The following is a 23,378-nucleotide window of genomic DNA, read 5'->3' on the forward strand; positions in this document are numbered from 1 at the left end:
ATGAAGCGGCGCCGCCGCGCATTCGTCCCTCCAGCCGGGTGGCCGCCGGTGGCTTTCTACAATGCACGGATGTTTGTCCACCTGCGCCTGCACACCGAATTTTCCGTCGTTGACGGTACCAACCGCATCGACGAGGTGGCCAAGGCCGCCGCCAAAGATGGCCAGCCCGCGCTCGCCATCACCGACCTGAACAACCTGTTCGGCGCCATCAAGTTCTACAAGGAAACCCGCGGCAAGGGCGTGAAGCCGCTGCTGGGCGCCGAGATCCACGTGCCGTCCACCACGGGCGGCCCGTGCCGCATGGTGGTGCTGGTGCAGAACATGCAGGGCTACCTGAACCTGTCCGAGCTGCTGGCGCGCGCGTGGACGCGCAACATCGTGAAGAACGTGCCGGTCTGCACCTGGGAATGGCTGCGCGAGCTGAACGCCGGCCTGATCCTGCTCGCGGGCGCGCAGGCCGGCCCGGTCGGCCAGGCGCTGGTGCGTGGCGACGATGCCGGCGCGGCCCGGATGGCGCTGGAGCTGGCGGGCATGTTCCCCCATCGGTTCTATGTCGAGATCCAGCGGGCGGGCCGCGTGGACGACGAGGCGCATGTGGTGGCCGCCGTGCAACTGGCGGCCCGGCTCAACCTGCCGGTGGTGGCGACGCACCCGGTGCAGTTCGCCACGGCCGACGACTACGAGGCCCATGAAGCGCGCATCTGCATCGCCGAAGGAGAGATCCTGGCCAACCAGCGCCGGGTGCGCAAATTCACGCGGGAGCAGTACTTCAAGTCGAGCGCGGAGATGGAAGCGCTTTTCGCGGACGTGCCCTCGGCCATCGCCAACACGCTGGAGATCGCCAAGCGCTGCAACCTGACGCTGGTGCTGGGCAAGCCGCGCCTGCCGGACTTTCCCACGCCCAACGGCATGCCCATCGACGAGTACTTCCGGTATGCGTCGTTCCAGGGCCTGGAGGAGCGCCTGGCGCAGCTGTTCCCTGCCGAGGCCGAGCGGGAAAAGCAGCGGCCGCGCTATGTCGAGCGGCTGGAGTTCGAGCTGGGCACCATCCTGAAGATGGGCTTTCCGGGCTACTTCCTCATCGTGGGCGATTTCATCCAGTGGGCCAAGCAGAACGGCTGCCCGGTGGGGCCGGGCCGGGGCTCGGGCGCAGGCTCGCTGGTGGCCTATGCGCTCAAGATCACCGACCTCGATCCGCTGCAGTACAACCTGCTGTTCGAGCGCTTCCTGAACCCGGAACGCGTGTCGATGCCCGACTTCGACATCGACTTCTGCCAGTCCAACCGCGACCGGGTGATCGACTACGTGAAGGACAAGTACGGCAAGAACGCCGTGAGCCAGATCGCCACCTTCGGCACCCTGGCCGCCAAGGCCGCCATCCGCGACGTGGGCCGCGTCATGGACATGAGCTACACCTTCTGCGACGGCATCTCCAAGCTGGTGCCCGGCAAGCCCGGCATGTCGTACACGCTGGCCTATCCGCCCGAGGTGAAGAAGGAGGGCGACAAGAACAACTACGCGCTGGAGCTTGAACCCATGCTCTACGAGCGCGTGCGCAAGGAAGAAGACGTCAAGACCGTCATCGAGATGGCGCAGAAGCTCGAAGGCATGACGCGCAACATCGGCATGCACGCGGGGGGTGTGCTGATCGCGCCGGGCAAGCTGACCGATTTTTGCCCGCTCTACCAGCAGCCGGGCAGCGAATCGGCCGTGAGCCAGTACGACAAGGACGACGTGGAGGCGATCGGCCTGGTGAAGTTCGACTTCCTGGGCCTGGCGACGCTGACGATCCTGGAGATCGCCCGCGAGTTCATCATGAAGCGCCACAAGGGCCAGGAGAACTTCGCGTTCGAGACCATTCCGCTCGACGACGCGCCCACTTACCGGCTCTTTTCCGAAGGCAAGACGGAGGCCGTGTTCCAGTTCGAATCGCGCGGCATGCAGGGCATGCTGAAGGAAGCGCGCCCGAGCCGGCTGGAGGACCTGATCGCCCTGAACGCGCTCTACCGCCCGGGCCCGATGGACCTGATCCCCACCTTCGTGAACCGCAAGCACGGCAAGGAGCCGGTGGAGTACCCCCACCCGCTGGTCGAGCCCGTGCTGGCCGAGACCTACGGGATCATGGTCTACCAGGAGCAGGTGATGCAGACCGCCCAGGTGCTGGGCGGCTACAGCCTCGGCGGCGCCGACATGCTGCGCCGGGCCATGGGCAAGAAGAAGGCCGAGGAGATGGCCGAGCACCGCGAGATATTCCGTAAGGGCGCGGCCGAGAAGGGCATCGACCAGAACAAGGCCGACGAGGTGTTCGACCTGATGGAGAAGTTCGCGGGCTACGGCTTCAACAAGTCGCACGCCGCCGCCTATTCCCTGCTGGCCTACCACACCGGCTGGCTCAAGGTGCACTACACGGCCGAATTCTTCTGCGCCAACATGACGGTGGAAATGGACGACACCGACAAGCTGAAGGTGCTGTACGAAGACGCGGTGAAGAACTTCGGCATGACCTTCGAGCCGCCTGACGTGAACCGGGGCATGTACCGCTTCGAGCCGGTGACGGACAAGGTCATCCGCTACGGGCTGGGCGCCATCAAGGGCACCGGCCAGCAGGCGATCGAGGCCATCATCGCCGCCCGGGAAGGGCGTGGCGAGGGGCCGCACGGCAGCACGGTGGGCCCCTTCAAGAGCCTGTTCGACTTCTGCGTGCGGGTCGACCGGGCCCGCATCAACAAGCGCACGGTGGACGCCCTCATCAAGGCGGGCGCGTTCGACGCGCTGCAGATGAACCGCGCGTCGCTGTCCGCCTCGCTCGACCGCGCCTTCGATTTCGCCTCGGCCACCCACGCGAACGTCAACCAGGGCGGGCTCTTCGACATGATGGGCGACGACGCCCACGGCTCCAGCACGCAGGAGCCCGACCTGGTGGAAGTCACGCCCTGGGGCATCAAGGAGCGGCTGACGCAGGAGAAGACCGCCATCGGCTACTACCTGTCCGGGCACCTGTTCGACGAAGTGGCGCTGGAAGTGCGCCGGTTCGTCCGCACCCGGCTCGATGAGATGGGCGACAGTCGGGAGCCGCAGATCCTGGCTGGCATCGTCAGCGATCTTCGCGTCATCAACGGCCAGCGCGGCAAGCTGGCACTCTTCAAGCTGGACGACAAGACTGCCACCATCGAGGCCTCGGCCGATGAGGGCGTGCTGAACGCCCACCGCGACATCCTGAAGGACGACGAGTTCGTGGTCATCAGCGGCCGGGTGCAGCTGGACCATTTCAGCGGGGGCCTGCGCGTCAAGGTGCAGCAGGCCTGGGATCTGGCCGGCGCTCGCGCCAAGTACGGGCGTTACCTGCAGGTGGCGGTGGGCGACTCGGTGCCGGACGTGAACCGGCTGGTGCGGGAATTTCCCGCCAAGCGCGAGGAAACCGAGCACGGCGACATCCTGGTACACGGCTTGCGTGTGCGCATGGACCTGTGCTGCAAGTCCGAGCAGGGCGCCGCCGTGGCGGAGGTCCAGCTGGGCGAGGCGAGCCGGTTCTTCCCGTCCGACGCCGCCCTGGCGGCATGGAGCGCCCAGGCCGGCAGCGGCTCGGTCTCGGTCGTGTACGACGCGGGCTGATCGCTTGAAAACGGGCGTTGTAACACCAGATGGATCAGGCTGCGCCCCCGGGCGCGGCTCGCTAGAATGAAATTCATGGCAACGAAACCACCTCCCAAGACACCGGCCCCTCCGACCCGAGCTCCCGCGCGGGACGACGGTGGATCGGTAGTGCTGGAGCGACGCACGCAGCGCACGCAGCCGCCCCAGATGTTCCAGGTGGTGATGCTCAACGACGACTACACGCCCATGGAGTTCGTGATCGTCGTTCTGCAGGAATTCTTCAGCAAGGACCGGGAGGCCGCGACCCAGATCATGCTGAAGATCCATCTGGACGGCAAAGGCGTATGCGGGGTGTATTCCCGTGACGTCGCCGCAACCAAGGTCGAACAGGTGTACGAGGCCGCGCACAAGGCGGGCCATCCACTGCAATGCGTCAGTGAGCCTGTTGAATAAGTGGCCTTTGGACCCGATCTACAGTAATCCCTTCCAAGCAAGCACAAAGGAGTTCACATGATTGCCCAGGAACTGGAAGTCAGCTTGCACATGGCCTTTGTCGAGGCCCGCCAGCAGCGCCACGAATTCATCACCGTGGAACACCTGCTGCTGGCTCTTCTGGACAACCCCAGCGCAGCCGAAGTGCTGCGTGCCTGCTCGGCCAACATCGACGACCTGCGCGCGTCGCTGGCCAACTTCATCAAGGACAACACCCCCCAGGTAGCCGGCGCCGACGAGGTGGACACGCAGCCCACGCTGGGTTTCCAGCGGGTGATCCAGCGCGCCATCATGCACGTGCAGTCCACGGGCAACGGCAAGAAGGAAGTCACCGGCGCCAACGTGCTGGTGGCGATCTTCGGCGAGAAGGACTCGCACGCGGTCTACTACCTGCACCAGCAGGGCGTCACGCGTCTGGACGTCGTGAACTTCATCGCTCACGGCATCAAGAAGGGCGAGCCGCCGGAGCCCGCCAAGTCCGACAGCCCGGCCGATGGCGAAGAGGGTGGCAATGCCGGCGAGCGCAGCGAAAAGGCGTCGCCGCTGGAGCAGTACACCCAGAACCTGAATGTCGCCGCCAAGGAAGGCAAGATCGATCCGCTGATCGGCCGCCACTACGAGGTGGAACGCACGATCCAGATCCTCTGCCGCCGCCGCAAGAACAACCCGCTGCTGGTGGGGGAAGCCGGCGTGGGCAAGACGGCCATCGCCGAGGGCCTGGCCTGGCGCATCACGCAGGGCGACGTGCCCGAGATCCTGGGCGAGGCCATCGTGTACTCGCTCGACATGGGTGCGCTGCTGGCCGGCACCAAGTACCGTGGCGATTTCGAGCAGCGCCTGAAGGGCGTGCTCAAGTCGCTCAAGGACAAGCCGAACGCTATCCTGTTCATCGACGAGATCCACACGCTGATCGGTGCCGGCGCGGCCTCGGGCGGCACGCTGGATGCGTCCAACCTGCTCAAGCCGGCGCTCTCCAGCGGCCAGCTCAAGTGCATCGGCGCGACCACCTTCACCGAGTACCGCGGCATCTTCGAGAAGGACGCGGCCCTGTCGCGGCGCTTCCAGAAGGTCGACGTGGTCGAGCCGACCGTGGCCGAGACGGTGGACATCCTCAAGGGCCTCAAGAGCCGCTTCGAGGAACACCACAGCGTGAAGTACGCCGCCGCCGCGCTGCAGGCCGCGGCCGAGCTGTCGGCCAAGTACATCAACGACCGGCACCTGCCCGACAAGGCCATCGACGTGATCGATGAAGCCGGCGCCGCCCAGCGCATCCAGGTCGCCAGCAAGCGCAAGAAGACCATCGGCAAGGCCGAGATCGAGGAAATCGTGGCCAAGATCGCGCGCATTCCGCCCGCGAACGTGTCCAACGACGACCGCAGCAAGCTGCAGACCATCGAGCGCGACCTGAAGAGCGTGGTGTTCGGGCAGGACAAGGCGCTCGAAGTGCTGGCCTCCGCCGTCAAGATGGCACGCTCGGGCCTGGGCAAGGGCGACAAGCCGATCGGCTCGTTCCTCTTCAGCGGCCCCACCGGCGTCGGCAAGACCGAAGCGGCCAAGCAGCTCGCCTACATCATGGGCATCGAGCTGATCCGCTTCGACATGTCCGAGTACATGGAGCGCCATGCCGTGTCGCGCCTGATCGGTGCGCCCCCGGGCTACGTCGGGTTCGACCAGGGCGGCCTGCTGACCGAGGCGATCACCAAGAAGCCGCACGCTGTGCTGCTGCTCGACGAGATCGAGAAGGCGCATCCGGACATCTTCAACGTGCTGCTGCAGGTGATGGACCACGGCACCCTGACGGACAACAACGGGCGCAAGGCCGACTTCCGCAACGTCATCATCATCATGACGACCAATGCGGGTGCCGAGACCATGAACAAGGCGACCATCGGCTTCACCAACCCACGCGTGGCGGGCGACGAGATGGCCGACATCAAGCGCCTGTTCACCCCCGAGTTCCGCAACCGCCTGGACGCCATCGTCAACTTCAAGGCGCTCGACGAGCAGGTCATCCTGCGCGTAGTGGACAAGTTCCTGCTGCAGCTGGAAACGCAACTCTCCGAGAAGAAGGTGGAGGTCACCTTCACCGACAAGCTGCGCAAGCACCTGGCGAAGAAGGGCTTCGACCCGCTGATGGGCGCCCGCCCGATGCAGCGCCTGATCCAGGACATGATCCGCCGGGCGCTGGCCGACGAACTGCTGTTCGGGCGCCTGACCGACGGCGGTCGCCTGACGGTGGACGTGGACCTCGCCACGGACGAGAAGGGCGTGGAGACGGCGGACGTCAAGCTCGACATCCAGGCCTTGCCGAAGAAGGACCGTTCGGCCCGCTCGGAGCCTGCGGAGCCGGAAGAGGCGACTGCGGACTGAACGAAGGCCGCCGCCTCTGCTGCTGCCTCGCGCAGCAGCCTCAAGAAACCGCAGCCTCGGCTGCGGTTTTTTTTCGGGCCATCCCGCCCTGTCAGCGGCCCGCCGACAGCCGCTGCAGCAGGTCCGGCGTGGGGTAGCCGTCGGCCTCCAGTCCCTGGCTGCGCTGGAACTGCCGCAAGCCGGCGCGGGTCGCGGGGCCGAACACGCCGTCCGCAGTGCCGGCTGAAAAGCCCTGGCGGTTGAGCCCGTTCTGCAGCTCCAGCACCTGGCTGCGGGTCAGTGGTGGCAACTCGCGTGGCCAGGGCGCCACGACGCCCGGGCCGCCTTCGATCTGGCGTGCCAGCAGGCCCACGCCCAGGGCGTAGTTCACCGAGTTGTTGTAGCGCAGGATGGCGCGGAAGTTGGGCCCCACCAGGAAGGCCGGCCCCCTCGCACCCGCCGGCTCGATGACCGATGCCGCCTCGAAGGCCGGCAAAGGCTGGCCGTCGATGGCCGCCACCCCCATGGCAGCCCACTGGGCGGCTGGCTGCCGCACCGACAGTTCCGCCTGGCCATGGTCGAGGCCGGCCGGCAGCCGCACCTCGACGCCCCACGGCTCGCCGCGGCGCCAGCCGGCGCTGGCCAGGTAGTTGGCGGTGGAGGCAGTGACGTCGGGAATACTGCCCCAGATGTCGCGCCGGCCGTCGCCGTCGGCATCGACCGCATGGGCGAGGAAGACGGACGGCAGGAACTGCGTGTGCCCCATGGCGCCCGCCCACGACCCGACCATGCGGTCCGCGGCGATGTCGCCCTGGTCCACGATGCGCAGGGCCGCGAGCAGTTCGCCACGCGCCCAGTCCCGCCGCCGGCCTTCGAAGGCGAGCGTGGCGAGCGCATCCACGGCGCGGAAGCTGCCGAAGTTGCCGCCGTAGTTGCTTTCCATGCCCCAGATCGCGGTGACCACGGAAGCCGGCACGCCGTAGCGCGCCTCGGCTGAGGCGAGCGGCGCGCCGTACTCGGCGCGCTTGGCGCGGCCGGCGGCCACGCGCTGGGCCGACACGGCGCTGTCGAGGTAGGCCCACGGCGTGCGGGTGAATTCGGGCTGGGCGCGGTCGAGCTCGATCACGCGCGGCAGCAGCCGGGCGCCGTTCAGCACCTGCTCCACGGTGGTGGCACGTACGCCCGCCGCCTGCGCGTCCCGCCCGAAGGCCGCGATCCAGGCCGCGAAGCTCGCCTGCTCGGCTGCCGCCGAAGGATAGGCCTGCGGGTCGGCGGCTGGCGCGGGCGAGCTGGCGTCAGCCGCAGGCGGCTGGGCGGCGGCGGGCGCGGCCGGTGGCGCGACGGCCGGCTGCGTCGCGGCGGCAGGCACGGCGGAAGGCACCGCGGGGCGGGGCGTGGAGGCGCAACCGCCCACGGCCAGGGCCAGGCCGGCCAGGGTCAATGCAAGGGGCGAACGCAGGCGCTGCACGGCGGGCATCTGCGATGGGAAATCACGGGTCGGTGTGGAATGCATGCGCCATTGTCGTTGGCCCCGGCATACTTGCGGCTTTGCGTTCTCTGCGTCAGCGACCCCATGCACACCTTCTATTGGCACGACTACGAAACCTTCGGTGCCAACACGCGGCGCGACCGTCCGGCCCAGTTCGCCGGCATCCGCACCGATGCCGAGCTCAACGAGATCGGCGAGCCGATGATGATCTATTGCCGGCCCGCGCCCGATTACCTGCCCGACCCCGAGTCGTGCCTGATCACAGGCATCACGCCGCAGGTCTGCCTGGAGCGGGGACTGCCCGAGCACGCGTTCGCGGCGCGCATCGAGGCCGAACTGGCGCGCCCCGGCACCATCGGCGTGGGCTACAACACCATCCGCTTCGACGACGAGATCACGCGCTTCATGTTCTGGCGCAACCTGATCGACCCGTATGCGCGCGAGTGGCAGAACCATTGCGGCCGCTGGGACCTGCTGGACGTCGTGCGCATGACCTACGCGCTGCGCCCGGAGGGCATCGAATGGCCGCGCAAGGAAGACGGCTCGCCCAGCTTCAAGCTGGAGCATCTCTCACGGGCCAACGGGCTCGCGCACGAAGCGGCGCACGACGCGCTCTCCGACGTGCGCGCCACCATCGCTCTGGCGCGGCTGATCCGCCAGCGTCAGCCCAAGCTGTTCGACTTTGCCCTCGGCCTGCACAAGAAGGACCGCGTGGCGGCCGAGCTGCGCCTGCCCACCACCACCGACACGGCCCGGCCCTTCCTGCACGTCTCGGGCATGTTCCCGGCAGAGCGCGGCTGCCTGGGCGTGATGTGGCCGCTGGCGAGCCACCCCACCAACCGCAACGAACTCATCGCCTGGGACCTGTCCCACGACCCGGCCGAGCTGGCGCTGCTCGACGCCGACACGATCCGCCAGCGCATGTTCACCCGCAGCGAAGAGCTGCCCGAAGGCGTGTCGCGCCTGCCGATCAAGACCGTGCACCTGAACAAGTCGCCCATGGTGGTGGGCAACGTCAACACCCTCACGCGGCAGGCCGCCGAACGCTGGGGCATCGATCTGGAGCGTGCGGCCACCCATGCCGAGCGGGCGCGGGCGCTGCCCGACCTCACGGCCATCTGGGCGCAGGTGTTCACGCGCCCGCAGGAAGGCGGCGCCATGCCCGACGTGGATCAGGATCTCTACGGCGGCTTCGTCGGCAACGAGGACCGCCGGCGGCTCGAGCGGTTGCGCGCCCTGCCGCCGGAAAAGCTCGCCAGCGCCCGCCCCGGCTTCGACGACGAGCGGCTGGAGGAACTCGTCTGGCGCTACCGCGTGCGCAACTTCCCCCACACGATGGACGACGAAGACCTGGAGCGTTGGGAGGGCCACCGCGTCGCCTGCCTGATGGAGGGGCAGGGCGGGGCGCTCACGTTCGACGACCTGTTTGCACGGCTCGATGAACTGGGCGGCGAAGCGGACGAGCGCGGGGAAGAAATCCTCGGCGCGCTCTACGATTACGCCGAAGGCATCGCCCCTGCGCTGTAGGCCGCCGCGACCGTGTCTTCACCTCCTGCACCCTTCATGACGCCCCTGCCGCCGCAGGACGCGCAAGACCTGGCCGCCTTCCTGCGGGCCCATCCGCGCCTCTTCGTGCTGACCGGCGCGGGCTGCAGCACCGCTTCGGGCATTCCGGACTACCGGGACGCTGACGGGCAGTGGAAGCGCCCGCAGCCCGTCACCTTCCAGGCCTTCATGGGCGAAGAGGCCACGCGCAAGCGGTACTGGGCGCGCAGCATGATCGGCTGGCGGGTGATGGGCCACGCCCAGCCGGGCGCCGCCCACTGGGCGCTGGCCGCACTGGAGGCGATGGGGCGGGTCGAACTGCTGCTCACCCAGAACGTCGATGGCCTGCATGAAGCTGCCGGCAGCATGCGCACCATCGACCTGCACGGCCGCATCGACACCGTGCGCTGCATGCATTGCGAAGCGCGCATGCCCCGTGCCAAACTGCAGCAGCGGCTGCTGCAGGCCAACCCCGACTGGGCCGCGCTGCATGCGCAGGCAGCGCCGGACGGCGATGCCGATCTCGACGGCCTCGATTTCTCGGGCTTCGCCGTGCCGGCCTGCCCGGTCTGTGGGCAGGGGCCGCTCAAGCCCGACGTGGTGTTCTTCGGCGAAGCCGTGCCGGCCGACCGGGTGGCCGCTGCGCGCGCGGCCCTGCAGCGTGCCAGCGCCGTGCTGGTGGCGGGCTCGTCGCTGATGGTCTATTCGGGCTTTCGCTTCGTCCAGGCGGCTGCGGGCGCCGGGTTGCCCATCGCCGCCGTCAACCAGGGCCGCACCCGGGCAGACGCGCTCTTCACGCTGAAGGTGTCGGCCGACGTGGGCGGCACGCTGGCCGCGGCGGTGGCTCTGCTGCACTGACCCGCGTGGGCTTGCGCCCGCAACGGTGCTATGGTGCGCGAAGGCATGGAACCCGGGAGCGCGCCGCCGCACCGGGCCACCGATGCCGGCAAGGCAGAGGAGACGTCATGCACCAGTCCCACCCCCACGGCGGCGCCACGCCGCTCACGCACTCCGCCGACTGGCTGGAGACGGCCGTAGACGGCGCGCTGCGCATTCAGCATGCGCACGAACGCTCCGCCGCCTTCGGGCTGCGGCGCGACGATGGTGCCGACCTGGCGCCGCTGCAGGCCGATGCGCTGGCCTGGACGCTGGCGCGCAACGAAGCGCTCTGCATGCATGCGCGGCCGGTGATGGAGACGCTGTCTGCCCAGATCGCCGGCACGGAGAGCATGGTGCTGCTCACCGATGCGACCGGCGTGGTGCTGCACGCCCTGGGCGACGACGAGATCCTGGGCCGCGCCAGCCGCGTGGCGCTGCGCCCCGGCGCCACCTGGTCCGAGCGCAGCAAGGGCACCAACGCCATCGGCACCGCGCTGGCGCTGGGCGAGGCCACGCAAGTCCATGGCAGCGAGCATTTCCTGCACGCCAACCATTTCCTCACCTGTTCGTGCGCGCCCATCCACGACCCGCAAGGCCACGTCATCGGCGCGCTGGACGTCAGCGGCGACCACCGGCGCTGCAGCCCGCACACCATGGCGTTGGTGCGCATGTCGGCGCAGATGGTGGAGAACCACCTCTTCGGCAAGGTGTTCGAGGACGCGGTGCTGCTGCGCTTCCATGCGCGGGAGGAATTCCTCGGCACCCTGGTGGAAGGCCTGGCCGCCTTCACGCCCGACGGCCGCTTTCTCGCCGCCAACCGCAGCGGCCAGTTCCAGCTGGGACTCTCCCGCGCCGCCCTGCAGGCGCACACCTTTTCGTCGCTCTTCGGCATGCCGATGAGCGGCTTGCTCCAGCACGCCCGCGCCACGCTGCCGGGCCGGCTGTCGCTCTGGCTGCATGGCGGGGTGGCGGTGGCGGCGCAGGTGGACTACCGCGCCCCCCAGCCGACGCTGGTGCCTGCGGCGCCCGACGAGCGCCCCGAGCCCCGGTGGAGCGCTCGCCCGGGCGCCCCCCCCGCCCGCAGCGCGGCGCCTCGCCCCGCACCCGGCGGGCCGGCCGCTGCGGGCCGCCTCTCCAGCCTGCGTTTTCTGGATACGGGCGACGCCCAGCTCAGGCAGGTGATCGACCGTGTCACGCGCCTGTTGGGGCGCGACGTGCCCACCATGATCCTGGGCGAAACCGGCACCGGCAAGGAACTGCTGGCCCAGGCGATCCACCACGACGGACCGCGTGCCCCGGGCCCCTTCATGGCGGTGAATTGCGCGTCGATCCCGGAAAGCCTGATGGAGGCCGAGCTGTTCGGCTATGAAGAGGGCGCCTTCACCGGGGCACGGCGCAAGGGCAGCCCGGGCAAGATCGTGCAGGCCCACGGCGGCACGCTGTTCCTGGACGAGATCGGCGACATGCCCCTGGCCCTGCAGGCTCGCCTGCTGCGCGTGCTGCAGGAGCGCACGGTGGTGCCGCTCGGGTCCGCGCGCGAGGTGCCGGTGGACGTGCACGTGCTCTGCGCCACCCACCGCAACCTGCGCGAGATGATGGCGCGAGGGCTGTTCCGCGACGATCTGTACTACCGGCTCAACGGCCTGGTGGTGCGCCTGCCGGCCCTGCGGGAGCGCTCCGACCTGCCGGTCATCGTGCAGCGGCTGCTGCAGGCGCAGGAGCGGGAAGAGGGCCCCCCGGCGGCCTCGCCAGCCGGGCGGCAACCGGCCCGCACCGCACCGCTGCGGCTGTCGGCACGCGCCATGCAATACCTGATGTCCCACCGCTGGCCGGGCAACCTGCGGCAGTTGTCCAACGCGCTGCGGACTGCCGCGCTGATGGCGGGGGATGCGGCCGAGATCGACCTCGAACACCTGCCGGAAGACCTGTTGGACGACGGCCAGGGCGCAGCGGCCCCCGGATGGGCGCCAGGCCCTGCCGCCGATGCTCCGGCCATGGGCGCGCCCGCAGCGCCAGCCGCCGTGCGGTCCTGGGACGACACCGTCGACTCCGCGCTGCGCCATGCGCTCGCCGTGCATGGCGGCAATGTGTCGGCCGTGGCCCGGGCGCTGGGCGTGTCGCGCAACACCGTCTACCGCCGGCTCCGGGCGATGGACGCGCCGCCCGTGCGTCACTGACGCTGATCGCGGTCGCTGCCAGGCTGCGCCTGCCGGCGCCAGGCCCGGAACGCCAGGGCGGCGATGGGCACGGCCCAGAGGAAGGACAGCACCCAGACCACCCACCGGGACTCCGGCGCGGCCGACCCCAGGTAGGCCGCCACGACGGCATTGCCCGCGCCGGCCACGGGCGCCAGCGCGACCAGCCAGATTGCGGCCACGGCATTGCGCCGCAGGCACCAACAGGCGAGAGGCAAGATGCACAGCACTGCGGGGCTGAACAGCAGCCAGCCGATGACGGCGCCTGCCTCCTGGTCCAGGTAGGGCAGTCCACTGCCTGCGACGCGAAGAAGCGCCGCCCAGCCCACAAGCGCGAGTGCCAGGCCGATGAGATGACGCATGCTCCGAACTCGTGCAAAGGGCCAAGGATGCCATGGGCGGGCCCCCAGCGGCATTGCCTTCGCTCAGGCGGGCCCTCGCCGGGGCGGCCCTAGGGCCTTGATGGCCGCCCACTCGGCATCGCCATACAGCCGCGATCGGGTCAGAAAACGCAGGCCCGTCGGGCGCTCCAGCGAGAACATGCCGCCGTTGCCGGGCACCGCGTCAATGATGAGGTGCGTGTGTTCCCAGTACGCGAATTGCGATTCGCTCATGTGAAAGGGCGTGCCGGCGATCTCGCCGAGCAGCACGTCGGAGTCGCCCAGCAGGAATTCGCCCAGTGCGAAGCACATGGGCGCGCTGCCGTCGCAGCAGCCGCCCGACTGGTGGAACATCAGCGGGCCGTGCTGGGCGCGAAGCCGCTCGATGAGCGCCTCGGCGGCCGGCGTGGCCGACACGCGGGCGGCGGGAGCAGGGCTGGCATCGGGCGGGGTCGTCATGCGTGATCTCCTGTCATGGCGGGCGGTGGCAGCGGGCGCGGGGGCACCCGGCGCCCGCTGCCTCGTCCGACAGCCGGTCAGAAAAAGCCCAGCTTGTTCGGGCTATAGCTCACCAGCAGGTTCTTGGTTTGCTGGTAGTGGTCGAGCATCATCTTGTGGTTCTCGCGGCCGATGCCGGACTGCTTGTAGCCGCCGAAGGCCGCGTGCGCGGGGTAGGCGTGGTAGCAGTTGGTCCACACCCGGCCGGCCTGGATGCCGCGGCCCATGCGGAAGGCGCGCGCGCCGTCGCGGCTCCACACGCCGGCGCCCAGGCCGTAGAGCGTGTCGTTGGCGATCTCCAGCGCTTCTTCTTCGGTCTTGAAGGTGGTGACGGACACCACCGGGCCGAAGATCTCTTCCTGGAAGATGCGCATCTTGTTGTGGCCCTTGAACACGGTGGGCTTGACGTAGTAGCCGCCGGCCAGGTCGCCGCCCAGCAGGTTGCGCTCCCCGCCGATGAGGCACTGGGCGCCTTCCTGCCTGCCCAGGTCCAGGTACGAGAGGATCTTCTCCAGCTGCTCCTGCGAGGCCTGCGCGCCGATCATGGTGGCCTTGTCCAGCGGATGGCCCTGGGTGATGGCGGCCACGCGCTTCAGGGCGCGTTCCATGAAGCGGTCGTAGATCGATTCCTGGATCAGCACGCGGCTGGGGCAGGTGCAGACCTCGCCCTGGTTCAGCGCGAACATGGCGAAGCCTTCCAGGGCCTTGTCGAAGAAGGCGTCGTCGGCGCCCAGCACGTCCTCAAAGAAGATGTTCGGGCTCTTGCCGCCCAGCTCCAGCGTGACCGGGATGATGTTCTGGCTGGCGTACTGCATGATGAGCCGGCCGGTGGTGGTCTCGCCGGTGAAGGCGATCTTCGCGATGCGGTTGCTGGAGGCGAGCGGCTTGCCGGCCTCCAGTCCGAAGCCGTTGACCACGTTGACCACGCCCGGGGGCAGCAGGTCGCCGATGAGCTCCAGCAGCACGAGGATGGACGCCGGCGTCTGCTCGGCGGGTTTCAGCACCACGCAGTTGCCGGCGGCCAGCGCCGGCGCGAGCTTCCACACGGCCATCAGGATGGGGAAGTTCCAGGGAATGATCTGGCCCACGACGCCCAGCGGCTCGTGAAAATGGTAGGCCACGGTGTCGTGGTCGATCTCGCTGATGCCGCCTTCCTGCGCCCGCACGGCACCCGCGAAGTAGCGGAAGTGATCGATGGCCAGGGGAATGTCGGCCGCCATGGTCTCGCGCAGCGGCTTGCCGTTGTCGATGGTCTCGGCCACGGCGATGGTGAGCAGGTTGGCCTCCATGCGGTCGGCGATCTTCAGCAGGATGTTGGCGCGGTCCGTCGTGGAGGTCTTGCCCCACGCTGCCTTGGCCTTGTGCGCGGCGTCCAGCGCGGCGTTCACGTCCTTGTCGTTGGAGCGGGGAATGGCGGTGAAGACCTGGCCGTCGATGGGCGAGCCGTTGTCGAAGTACTGCCCGTCCACTGGCGGCACCCACTGGCCGCCGATGTAGTTGCCGTACTGCTTCTTGTAGGGGTTGGCGATGCCGAGATGGGCGATTTCTGCCATGTGCATGGTGCTTGTCTCCTGGTTGGAATGGGGGGGAACTGCGCCAACGGCCTGGAGCGCATTGGCGGCAGGAAAAGGGCAATTCGCATGCCAACGGCGTCTGCGCGCCACGGCAGCGAGGCGGCGCAGGGGGCGAGGGGCGCCTTGCCGCCAGGCGCCGGCGCGCTGCGGGCGGGGCGGCCTGTGGCGGTATGGCACACCGGGGTGCGCCAGGTGTTCCATTTCTGAACAGCCGTGGCACACCCCACCGGATTGCTATCGAATGAATAGCTGAGTGCCCAGGCGAGATGGGCGATCAGGCCTATTTCGGCATGCTTTTCACTGGCGGGGCTCCACCCACCGTGCCCTGCGGTCGCGCCCTGCCGGCAGCCGCCTAGAATCGGCGGCTGCACTCCGGCGCCCGTCGCCGGGGAGAGAACGGCCCACCGCCCATCGGCGGCGGCCGCACGGAAGGCGCCTGGCCCTGGCCGCGAGGCGCCTCCAATCACCCCTCCATCACCAATACGCAGGAGGCGCCACCATGGGTGCGCAATGGAAAGCAAAGGGCAAGGCGCAGGTCGCCGACGCCAAGGGCAAGCTGTTCGGCAAGCTGGTCAAGGAAATCATCGTGGCCGCGCGCGGCGGCGCCGACCCGGCGGGCAACTCGCGCCTGCGGCTGGCGGTGGAGCAGGCCCGCAAGGCCTCCATGCCCAAGGACACGCTGGAGCGCGCCATCAAGAAGGGCTCCGGCGTGGGCGCCGACGCGGTGGACTACCAGCGCGTGATCTATGAAGGCTTCGGTCCGCACCAGGTGCCCGTCATGGTCGAGTGCCTCACCGACAACGTGAACCGCACCGCGCCCGAGATGCGCGTGCTGTTCCGCAAGGGGCAGCTCGGCACGTCTGGTTCGGTGTCGTGGGACTTCAACCACGTCGGCCTGATCGAGGCCGAGCCCACGCCGGGCCACGCCGGCGCCGATGCCGAAGTGGCCGCCATCGAAGCCGGCGCGCAGGACTTCGAGCCGGGCGAGCAGGAGGGCGCGACCCTTTTCGTCACCGACCCGGCCGACCTCGACGTGGTGAGCCGTGCGCTCCCCGCCCAGGGCTTCACCGTGCTGTCGGCCAAGCTGGGCTACCAGCCCAAGAACCCGGTGGACCCGGCAAACCTGAGCGCCGAGGCGCTGGAAGAGGTCGAGACCTTCCTCGCCGCCATCGACGCACACGACGACGTGCAGGAGATGTTCGTCGGTCTGAAGGGCTGAGCGGGGCGTGCCGGGTGCCCGCGCCGCGGTGCGGCGCCCCCCGCACCATGCCATCAAAAATGATAGCTGCCCGCGCAGGAACCACCAGCGCTGGCGGCTTTTTTCATGCCCAAAGTGGCCGCAACCGGGGCCTGATGGGTGTCAGCCGCAGGACGCGCCCAGAAACCCCACCTGCTGCGGCCGCCCCGGCAGCGTGAGCTGCGCCACAGGCGCCGGGCTGCTGGCCACCTGCCGGCCGCGGCGCCACACCGCCAGCCGGGTGGCCCGCAGCCGAATCGCCTCGGCCGGGTTGCGGGCGTGCAGCAGCACCAGGTCCGCATGGCAGCCGGGAGTGATGCCGTAGCCCTCCAGGCCCAGCAGCCGGGCCGGGTTCACGGTCACCGCGTCGAAGCACTGGCGCATGGCCGACTGGCTGGTCATCTGCGCCACGTGCAGGCCCATATGGGCCGATTCCAGCAGGTCGGCGCTGCCGCCGCCATACCACGGGTCCATCACGCAGTCGTGGCCGAAGGCGACGGTCAGGCCGGCGGCCATCAGCTCGGGCACCCGCGTCATGCCGCGCCGCTTGGGGTAGGTGTCGTGCCGGCCCTGCAGCGTGATGTTGATGAGCGGGTTGGCCACCACGCCCAGCTGGGCCTCGGCCATCAGCGGGATCAGCTTGCTGACGTAGTAGTTGTCCATGCTGTGCATGGACGTGAGATGCGAGCCGGTCACGCGGCCCTGCAGGCCCAGGCGCACGGTCTCGGCGGCGAGCGTCTCGACATGGCGCGAGAGCGGGTCGTCGGTCTCGTCGCAGTGCATGTCCACGCGCAGGCCGCGCTCGGCGGCCAGCTCGCACAGCAGCCGCACGCTCTCGCCCCCCTGCGCCATGGTGCGCTCGAAATGGGGAATGCCGCCCACCACCTCCACGCCCAGGTCCAGCGCGCGGGTGAGGCTGTCCAGCCCGCCCGGGCGGCGCAGCACGCCGTCCTGCGGAAAGGCGACGAGCTGCAGGTCGAGGTAGGGCGCCACGCGGGCCTTCACGTCCAGCAGGGCGCGCACCGTGAGCAGGCTCGGGTCGCTGGTGTCCACGTGGCTGCGAATGGCCAGCAGGCCGCGTGCGACGGCCCAGTCGCAATAGGCCAGCGCCCGCTCCACGATGGCCTCGTGCGTGAGCGTGGGCTTCAACTCGCCCCATAGCGCGATGCCTTCCAGCAGCGTGCCGCTCTCGTTCACGCGCGGCTGGCCGTAGCTCAGGGCCGAGTCCAGGTGAAAGTGCGCATCGACGAAGGGCGGCGACAGCAGCATGCCGCCGGCATCCACCGTCTGGTGCGCCGGGGCGCGCAGGCCCTGCGTGACTTCGGCGATGCGCCCGGCCTGCACGGCGACGGACATGTGCTGGCGGCCATCGGGCAGGGTGGCGTCGTGGATGAGCAGATCGAGCATGGTCGGTGCGTGGTGTGCGGGGGGAAATGACGGGAGGCCAGGGACGGCAGGCGGCGAGCATATTGTGGGCCAGGGGCCTCCCGGTGCCGCCCTTCGGGAATCGGTGAAGGCTCAGGCCCCTGGCTGCGTGGCCGCGAGCCACCGGCCCCGCGAAAGCCGATGCAGCTGGTGGCGGCGCAGGACATGGCCCTCGGGCACCGAGGGGTGGTCGAAGGCCTCCGAGGGCGATTCGCGCATGCCCAGGCGTTCCATCACCGCCTGCGACCGCAGGTTGCGCTGCGCGGTGAAGGCGATGATCTCCTGCAGGCCCAGCGCCTCGAACCCCACGCGCAGCGCCAGCAGGGCGCCTTCGGTGGCCAGGCCCCGGCCCCAGAACGGCCGGGCCAGGCGCCAGCCGATTTCGACGCAAGGCGCGAACGGCAGGGGCGCGGTGGGCCCGTTCAGGCCGATGAAGCCCATGAACCTACCGGGGCCGTGGCCGATGCCCTCCAGCGATTCGGCCGCCCAGAAACCCCAGCCTTGCTGGTCGATGAGGTTCTCGATGCGGTCGGCCAGGGCGTCGCTGTGGGCGCGGGTGGGCAGCGGCAGCAGGTGCTCCATGACCCCCGGGTCGGCGGCGAGGGCGGCGAAGGGCTCGCGGTCCGCAGGCGTCCACTGGCGCAGGCGCAGCCGGGGCGAGCGCAGCAGGGCCGGGTCGATGGCTGGAGCGGCGTGGACCGCATGCGCGGGTGTGGGCGAGGCGTCGGTCATCCGCCCATGCTAAAGGCCCCCACGGAGCTTACCGCTCTCCCTTGCGATAAGGCTTCATCAGCGCCTGGGGATAGGCGGCCTTGCGGGCCACCAGCACCAGCGCCAGGATGGACAGCAGATACGGCAGCATCAGGTACACCTGATAAGGCAGCCACGCGTCGCCCGCCTGCTGCAGGCGCAGCTGCAGCGCGTCGAAGAACGCGAACAGCAGCGCGCCCAGCAGCGCCTTGCCGGGCCGCCACGAGGCGAACACCACCAGCGCCACGCAGATCCAGCCCCGGCCGTTGACCATGTTGAAGAAGAACGCGTTGAACGCCGACAGCGTGAGAAAGCTGCCGGCCACGCCCATCAGCGCCGAGCCCGCCACGATGGCGCCCGTGCGCGTGGCCGCCACCGAAATGCCCTGGCCCTCGGCCGCCTGCGGGTTTTCGCCCACCATGCGCACCGCCAGCCTCAGCGGCGTGCGGTAGAGCGCCCAGGCCAGCAGCGGCGCGAGCAGCAGGGCCAGCAGCGTGAGCGGTGTCTGCGCCGAGAGGATGGGCACGCCCAGCCAGTCCATGGGCGCGAAGGGCGTGATGGTGGGCGGCGTGTTGACCTTCGGGAAGCCCACGCGGTAGCCGTAGTAGCTGAGCGCCGTGGCCAGCAGGGTGATGCCCAGGCCCGATACGTGCTGGGACAAGGCCAGTCCCACGGTGAGCCAGGCATGTAGCAGGCCGAACACGGCGCCCGTGAGCGCCGCCACCGCCACGCCCGTCCACAGGCCGTGGCCCGCATACACGGTGAGCCAGCCGGCGAAGGCGCCCGCCACCATGATGCCTTCGATGCCCAGGTTCAACACGCCCGCGCGCTCGCAGAGCAGCACGCCCAGCGTGCCCAGGATGAGCGGCGTGGCCACCCGCAGCGTGGCGATCCAGAAGGCCGGGTTGGACAGGATGTCGAGCAGCTCGGTCATGCCGTTGCTCCTGATTTGATAGCCGCACGTGCTGATGGAACGGGCGCCGGCGGCTGAAATGGCATGTGTCGCATGGGGGCCTCGTTCATTTCCACCGCACGCGGTACTGGGCCAGCAGGCCGGCCACCAGCACGGCGATCAGCGAGGCCGCCACGATGACGTCGGCGATATAGGTGGGCACGCCGATGGCGCGGCTCATGCTGTCCGCCCCCACCAGCACGCCGGCCACGAAGACGCCCGCCGCCACCACGCCCAGCGGATGCAGGCCGGCGAGCATCGCGATCACGATGCCGCTGTAGCCGTAGCCCGGCGACATGTCGAGCGTCACGTAGCCCGTGCGGCCCGCCACCTCGATCGCGCCGGCCAGGCCCGCGAGGCCTCCCGAGAGCAGCGCCACCAGCACCACCGTGCGCGTGACCGGCACTCCGGCGAACGCGGCGGCGCGCGGGTTGGCGCCCGCGGCGCGGATGTCGAAGCCCGGCACGGTGCGCGCCAGCAGCGCCCACAGCAGCACGGCCAGCCCGACGGCGATCAGCAGGCCGGTGTGCAGGCGCGAGCCGGTCACCAGCCGGGAGAGTTCCAGCTCGCCCTGCAGCGCCACGCTCTGCGGCCAGCCCAGCGCCGTCGGGTCCTTCATGGGGCCGTCGAGCAGCGCGGAGACCAGCAGCAGCATCACGAAGTTGAGCAGCAGCGTGGTGACCACCTCGTCCACCCCCAGGCGCGCCTTCATGAGCGCCGGGCCCAGCAGCAGGGCGGCGCCGGCCAGCGCGGCGGCCAGCATCATCAGCGGAAACAGCACCCAGGCCGACCATTCCAGGCCGGTGCCCCCGTGCAGGCCGCCCACGGCCACGGCCGCGATGGCGCCGGCATAGAGCTGCCCTTCCGCCCCGATGTTGAAGAGCCGGGCGCGGAAGGCGACGGCCGCCGCCAGGCCGGTGAGAATCAGCGGCGTGGCGCGGGTCAGCGTTTCGGTGAGCGCGAAGACGGAGCCGAACGCCCCCTGCGCCAGCAGCGCATAGGTGCGGCCCACCGGCGCGCCCGCCCAGAGCACCAGCAGCGCGGAAACCAGCAGCGTGAAGGCCACCGCGCCCACCGGGGCGGCGACGTAGGCGGCGGGCGACGTGCGATGGCGTTTTTCGAGTCTCATGCGGTGCCTCCGGCCATGGCGAGACCGATGGCCTCGCGTGTCCATTCTTCCGCCGGGCGGGCTTCGCCCAGGTGCCCGGCATGCATCACCGCCACGCGGTCGCCCATCTGCAGCACTTCGTCCAGGTCGTCCGAGATCAGCAGCACGGCGGCGCCCGCGTCGCGGGCGGCGATCAGGCGCTCCTGCACGAAGGTGACGGCGCCGATGTCCAGGCCCCAGGTAGGCTGGTGCGCCACGATGAGCAGCGGGGCGGCGCCGGTGGCCGTGCCGCCCGGTGCGTCGGGCCCGCCCGGATGCAGCAGCGCCCGCCCGAGGATGAGCTTTTGCATGTTGCCCCCCGAAAGCGCGCGGGCCGGCGCGTCCGGGCCGCCGCCGCGCACGTCGAAGGTCTCGGCCACCTGCCGCGCATAGCGGCGGGCGGCGCCGCGCCGGATCCAGCCGGCGGTGAACCACCCGTGCGAGAACCAGCGGCTGCCCAGCCGCTCGGAGACCGCGTTCTCCCAGACGGGCAGGTCGCCCACCACGCCCACGGCATGGCGGTCCTCCGGGATGCGGGCCACGCCGCGCTCCACCAGGTGCCTGACCCGCCGGGCCACGGCCGGGGGCAGGGCGCGGGCCTGCAGCGCCACCGTGCCGCGCGCGGGCAGGCGCACGCCGCAGAGCAATTCGGCCAGCGCCACCTGCCCGTTGCCGGACACACCCGCGATGGCGGTGATCTCGCCGGCGCGCAGGGCCAGGCGCACGCCGTGCAGGGCGTCGCGGCCACCGGTGGTGTGCACGTCCTGCAGGTCGCACACCACGTCGCCCACGCGCCCGGTCGGGCGGCGGGCGGCGCGCTCCACGGCCCGCCCGACCATCCACTGCGCCAGCTGCGCCTGCGTGGCGCCGGCCGCCGGCGCCTCGGCCACCAGCCGCCCCTGGCGCAGCACGGCCACGCGGTGCGACACGCGCAGCACCTCGCCCAGCTTGTGGCTGATGAAGATGATCGACAGGCCCTGCGCCACCATCTGCGCCAGCGTGGCGAAGAGCGCCTCGCTCTCCTGCGGCGTCAGCACGGCGGTGGGTTCGTCCAGGATCAGGATGCGCGCTCCCCGGTACAGCGCCTTCAGGATCTCCACCCGCTGGCGCTCGCCGACCGAGAGATCGCCCACCCGCGCATCGGGCGCCACCGGCAGGCCGAAGCGCTGCGACACCTCCAGCAGCCGCGTGCGTGCGGCGGCCCGGCGCGAGAAGGGCTGCCAGAGCGGCTCGCTGCCCAGCAACACGTTGTCCAGCACGCTCAGGTTGTCGGCCAGCGTGAAATGCTGGTGCACCATGCCGATGCCCGCCGCCAGCGCCGCACGCGGCTGCCCCGGCGGCAGGGCGCGTCCGAACACCTCGATGCTGCCCGCATCCGCCACGTAGTGGCCGAACAGGATGGACATGAGCGTGGACTTGCCCGCGCCGTTCTCGCCCAGCAGCGCCAGCACCTCGCCACGCGCCAGGTTCAGCGAGATGCCGTCGTTGGCGACGAGGCTGCCGAAACGCTTGGTGATGCCGGTCAGGCGCAGCACGGTTTCGGCGGACGCGTCCACGGCTGGAGGAATGGGAGGTGATGTCACTGCAGGGTCGCCGTTTCGAAGCGGGTGCATGGACGCGACGGATGCGTGAAGCATGCCGGCCGCCCCGCCCGCATGATGGAGTTACACCGGCCGGGCCGGCTGCGCGACACGGAGCGGCGAGCCGGCCCCCGGAGCTGCGGGGAGCAGAGGCTGGGCCGCCGGAGCTGCGGGGAGCAGAGGCTGGGCCGCCGGAAGGCTTACTTCGCGGTCGACTTGGGCTGGCTGTCGTCCACCTTCACGGTGAACTTGCCGGCCAGGATGTCGGCCTCCCGCGCCTTGACCTTGGCCACGATCTCGGCCGGCACCTTCTTCTCGAAAGTGCCCAGGGCGCTGAGCGACGAGCCCTTGTGCTTCATCATCGAATACGGGCCGTAGTCTTCGGCGGTGAACTTGCCGGCCTTTACCAGCCCGATGGCGCGGTCCACGCTGGGCTCCATGTGCCAGAGCGCCGAGGCGACCACGGTGTCGGGGTACTGCGGCTGCGTGTCGATCACGTTGCCGATGGCGAGCTTGCCCTTTTCCTTGGCCGCGTCGCTGACGCCGAAGCGCTCGGCGTAGAGCACGTCCGCACCCTTGTCGATCATGGCGAAGGTGGCTTCCTTGGCCTTGGGCGGGTCGAACCAGCTGTTGATGAAGGTGATGGTGAACTCCACCTTCGGATTCACTTCCTTCGCGCCGGCCATGAAGGCCTGCATCAGGCGGTTCACTTCAGGGATCGGGAAGCCGCCGACCATGCCGATCTTGTTCGTCTTGGTCATGCCGCCCGCGATCATGCCGGTGAGATAGGCGGGCTCCTGGATGTAGTTGTCGAACACGCTGAAATTGGGTGCCTGGGGCTTGCCCGAAGAGCCCATCACGAAGGCCGTCTTGGGGAAGTCCTTGGCGACCTTGCGGGCGGCGGACTCGACGCCGAACACCTCGCCGAAGATGAGCTGGTTGCCGCCGTTGGCGTACTCGCGCATCACGCGCTCGTAATCGGCGTTGGCCACGTTCTCGCTGCTCTTGTACTCGATCTCGCCACGGGCCTCGGCCGCCTTCAGGGCCTTGTGGATGCGGCTCACCCATTGCTGTTCATAGGGCACGGTGTAGATGCCCGCGACCTTGATCTTGCTCTGGGCCTGTGCCGCCATGGGCGCGAGGCTCAGGGTGGCGGAGATGGCCAGAGACGTGCAGAACAGGCGACCGGTGAAGAGGCGGCGATTGAACATGGCGGGTTCCATAAGGTGCGGGAATCAAAATGGTAGGTCGATGGCGTTGCACCGGCAAGATGCGTGCCATCGAAAGCGGGT

Annotated in this window: 17 protein-coding genes; 7 read left to right on the top strand and 10 right to left on the bottom strand. The window is 69.6% G+C overall.

Annotation, left to right across the window (positions count from 1 at the left end; genetic code table 11):
• Positions 1-69 precede the first annotated feature (69 nt).
• From dnaE to clpA, 3 genes are all read left to right on the top strand, one after another.
• Positions 70-3,612: a DNA polymerase III subunit alpha gene (gene dnaE, locus ABWV53_RS15025; protein ID WP_353366941.1), complete on the top strand. Its 3,543-nt coding sequence runs from the start codon at positions 70-72 to the stop codon at positions 3,610-3,612.
• 66 nt (positions 3,613-3,678) lie between these two features.
• Positions 3,679-4,047 (top strand): ATP-dependent Clp protease adapter ClpS, encoded by a 369-nt coding sequence (gene clpS, locus ABWV53_RS15030; protein WP_353366942.1) that lies wholly within the window; start codon positions 3,679-3,681, stop codon positions 4,045-4,047.
• Positions 4,048-4,104: 57 nt separating this feature from the next.
• Positions 4,105-6,456 carry an ATP-dependent Clp protease ATP-binding subunit ClpA gene (clpA, locus tag ABWV53_RS15035; RefSeq protein WP_353366943.1) on the top strand — a complete coding sequence of 784 codons (2,352 nt, stop codon included), beginning with the start codon at positions 4,105-4,107 and terminating at the stop codon, positions 6,454-6,456.
• A 91-nt stretch (positions 6,457-6,547) separates the two neighbouring features.
• Here the strand turns inward: clpA and ABWV53_RS15040 are convergent, their stop codons facing one another.
• Complete coding sequence (locus ABWV53_RS15040; protein WP_502903910.1) at positions 6,548-7,948, bottom strand: lytic murein transglycosylase; 1,401 nt, start codon at positions 7,946-7,948, stop codon at positions 6,548-6,550.
• A 60-nt stretch (positions 7,949-8,008) separates the two neighbouring features.
• Between ABWV53_RS15040 and sbcB the strand changes: the two genes are divergently transcribed.
• The 3 genes from sbcB (at position 8,009) to ABWV53_RS15055 (ending at position 12,525) form a co-directional block, all read left to right on the top strand.
• Positions 8,009-9,451: an exodeoxyribonuclease I gene (sbcB, locus tag ABWV53_RS15045; protein WP_353366944.1), complete on the top strand. Its 1,443-nt coding sequence runs from the start codon at positions 8,009-8,011 to the stop codon at positions 9,449-9,451.
• 36 nt (positions 9,452-9,487) lie between these two features.
• Positions 9,488-10,327: an NAD-dependent protein deacetylase gene (locus ABWV53_RS15050; protein WP_353366945.1), complete on the top strand. Its 840-nt coding sequence runs from the start codon at positions 9,488-9,490 to the stop codon at positions 10,325-10,327.
• Positions 10,328-10,434: 107 nt separating this feature from the next.
• Complete coding sequence (locus tag ABWV53_RS15055; RefSeq protein ID WP_353366946.1) at positions 10,435-12,525, top strand: sigma-54-dependent Fis family transcriptional regulator; 2,091 nt, start codon at positions 10,435-10,437, stop codon at positions 12,523-12,525.
• Here the strand turns inward: ABWV53_RS15055 and ABWV53_RS15060 are convergent.
• The 3 genes from ABWV53_RS15060 to adh all read right to left on the bottom strand — a co-directional run bounded on the left by ABWV53_RS15060 (position 12,519) and on the right by adh (position 14,980).
• The gene (locus tag ABWV53_RS15060; RefSeq protein WP_353366947.1) at positions 12,519-12,905 is read right to left on the bottom strand and encodes a hypothetical protein; all 387 of its coding nucleotides are present in this window, start codon (positions 12,903-12,905) and stop codon (positions 12,519-12,521) included. The two genes, ABWV53_RS15055 and ABWV53_RS15060, sit on opposite strands and share 7 nt — an antisense overlap.
• Positions 12,906-12,968: 63 nt before the next feature.
• Complete coding sequence (locus tag ABWV53_RS15065) at positions 12,969-13,382, bottom strand: DUF779 domain-containing protein (protein ID WP_353366948.1); 414 nt, start codon at positions 13,380-13,382, stop codon at positions 12,969-12,971.
• Positions 13,383-13,459: 77 nt separating this feature from the next.
• Complete coding sequence (gene adh / locus ABWV53_RS15070) at positions 13,460-14,980, bottom strand: aldehyde dehydrogenase (RefSeq protein WP_353366949.1); 1,521 nt, start codon at positions 14,978-14,980, stop codon at positions 13,460-13,462.
• A gap of 514 nt (positions 14,981-15,494) precedes the next feature.
• Between adh and ABWV53_RS15075 the strand changes: the two genes are divergently transcribed.
• A complete protein-coding gene (locus ABWV53_RS15075; RefSeq protein ID WP_353366950.1) occupies positions 15,495-16,214 on the top strand; it encodes a YebC/PmpR family DNA-binding transcriptional regulator in 720 nt (239 codons plus the stop codon).
• 141 nt (positions 16,215-16,355) lie between these two features.
• On the opposite strand, the gene ABWV53_RS15080 is transcribed toward ABWV53_RS15075, so the two are convergent.
• From ABWV53_RS15080 to ABWV53_RS15105, 6 genes are all read right to left on the bottom strand, one after another.
• Positions 16,356-17,639: an amidohydrolase family protein gene (locus tag ABWV53_RS15080; RefSeq protein ID WP_353366951.1), complete on the bottom strand. Its 1,284-nt coding sequence runs from the start codon at positions 17,637-17,639 to the stop codon at positions 16,356-16,358.
• A gap of 111 nt (positions 17,640-17,750) precedes the next feature.
• On the bottom strand, positions 17,751-18,389 hold the full coding sequence (locus ABWV53_RS15085) for a GNAT family N-acetyltransferase (RefSeq protein ID WP_353366952.1): 639 nt from the start codon (positions 18,387-18,389) through the stop codon (positions 17,751-17,753).
• A 28-nt stretch (positions 18,390-18,417) separates the two neighbouring features.
• Positions 18,418-19,341 (bottom strand): ABC transporter permease, encoded by a 924-nt coding sequence (locus ABWV53_RS15090; protein WP_353366953.1) that lies wholly within the window; start codon positions 19,339-19,341, stop codon positions 18,418-18,420.
• Positions 19,342-19,426: 85 nt separating this feature from the next.
• Positions 19,427-20,488 (bottom strand): ABC transporter permease, encoded by a 1,062-nt coding sequence (locus tag ABWV53_RS15095; protein ID WP_353366954.1) that lies wholly within the window; start codon positions 20,486-20,488, stop codon positions 19,427-19,429.
• Positions 20,485-22,119, bottom strand: a complete 1,635-nt coding sequence (locus tag ABWV53_RS15100) for an ABC transporter ATP-binding protein (protein WP_502903911.1) — start codon at positions 22,117-22,119, stop codon at positions 20,485-20,487. Before ABWV53_RS15100 ends, ABWV53_RS15095 begins: the two co-directional genes overlap by 4 nt.
• 167 nt (positions 22,120-22,286) lie before the next feature.
• On the bottom strand, positions 22,287-23,297 hold the full coding sequence (locus tag ABWV53_RS15105; protein ID WP_353366956.1) for a BMP family protein: 1,011 nt from the start codon (positions 23,295-23,297) through the stop codon (positions 22,287-22,289).
• Positions 23,298-23,378: the final 81 nt, after the last annotated feature.

The organism is Acidovorax sp. FG27, from assembly GCF_040365715.1.
Lineage (GTDB): Bacteria > Pseudomonadota > Gammaproteobacteria > Burkholderiales > Burkholderiaceae_C > Paracidovorax.

Bases quoted from the DNA above. Each gene is read 5' to 3' on its own strand.
- clpA (WP_353366943.1), top strand. From the start codon at position 4,105: ATGATTGCCCAGGAACTGGAAGTCAGCTTGCACATGGCCTTTGTCGAG.
- ABWV53_RS15105 (WP_353366956.1), bottom strand. From the start codon at position 23,297: ATGTTCAATCGCCGCCTCTTCACCGGTCGCCTGTTCTGCACGTCTCTG.
- ABWV53_RS15040 (WP_502903910.1), bottom strand. From the start codon at position 7,948: ATGCATTCCACACCGACCCGTGATTTCCCATCGCAGATGCCCGCCGTG.
- adh (WP_353366949.1), bottom strand. From the start codon at position 14,980: ATGCACATGGCAGAAATCGCCCATCTCGGCATCGCCAACCCCTACAAG.
- ABWV53_RS15080 (WP_353366951.1), bottom strand. From the start codon at position 17,639: ATGCTCGATCTGCTCATCCACGACGCCACCCTGCCCGATGGCCGCCAG.
- ABWV53_RS15055 (WP_353366946.1), top strand. From the start codon at position 10,435: ATGCACCAGTCCCACCCCCACGGCGGCGCCACGCCGCTCACGCACTCC.
- ABWV53_RS15065 (WP_353366948.1), bottom strand. From the start codon at position 13,382: ATGACGACCCCGCCCGATGCCAGCCCTGCTCCCGCCGCCCGCGTGTCG.
- dnaE (WP_353366941.1), top strand. From the start codon at position 70: ATGTTTGTCCACCTGCGCCTGCACACCGAATTTTCCGTCGTTGACGGT.
- ABWV53_RS15050 (WP_353366945.1), top strand. From the start codon at position 9,488: ATGACGCCCCTGCCGCCGCAGGACGCGCAAGACCTGGCCGCCTTCCTG.
- ABWV53_RS15095 (WP_353366954.1), bottom strand. From the start codon at position 20,488: ATGAGACTCGAAAAACGCCATCGCACGTCGCCCGCCGCCTACGTCGCC.
- ABWV53_RS15085 (WP_353366952.1), bottom strand. From the start codon at position 18,389: ATGACCGACGCCTCGCCCACACCCGCGCATGCGGTCCACGCCGCTCCA.
- ABWV53_RS15060 (WP_353366947.1), bottom strand. From the start codon at position 12,905: ATGCGTCATCTCATCGGCCTGGCACTCGCGCTTGTGGGCTGGGCGGCG.
- ABWV53_RS15100 (WP_502903911.1), bottom strand. From the start codon at position 22,119: ATGCACCCGCTTCGAAACGGCGACCCTGCAGTGACATCACCTCCCATT.
- ABWV53_RS15075 (WP_353366950.1), top strand. From the start codon at position 15,495: ATGGGTGCGCAATGGAAAGCAAAGGGCAAGGCGCAGGTCGCCGACGCC.
- clpS (WP_353366942.1), top strand. From the start codon at position 3,679: ATGAAATTCATGGCAACGAAACCACCTCCCAAGACACCGGCCCCTCCG.
- sbcB (WP_353366944.1), top strand. From the start codon at position 8,009: ATGCACACCTTCTATTGGCACGACTACGAAACCTTCGGTGCCAACACG.
- ABWV53_RS15090 (WP_353366953.1), bottom strand. From the start codon at position 19,341: ATGACCGAGCTGCTCGACATCCTGTCCAACCCGGCCTTCTGGATCGCC.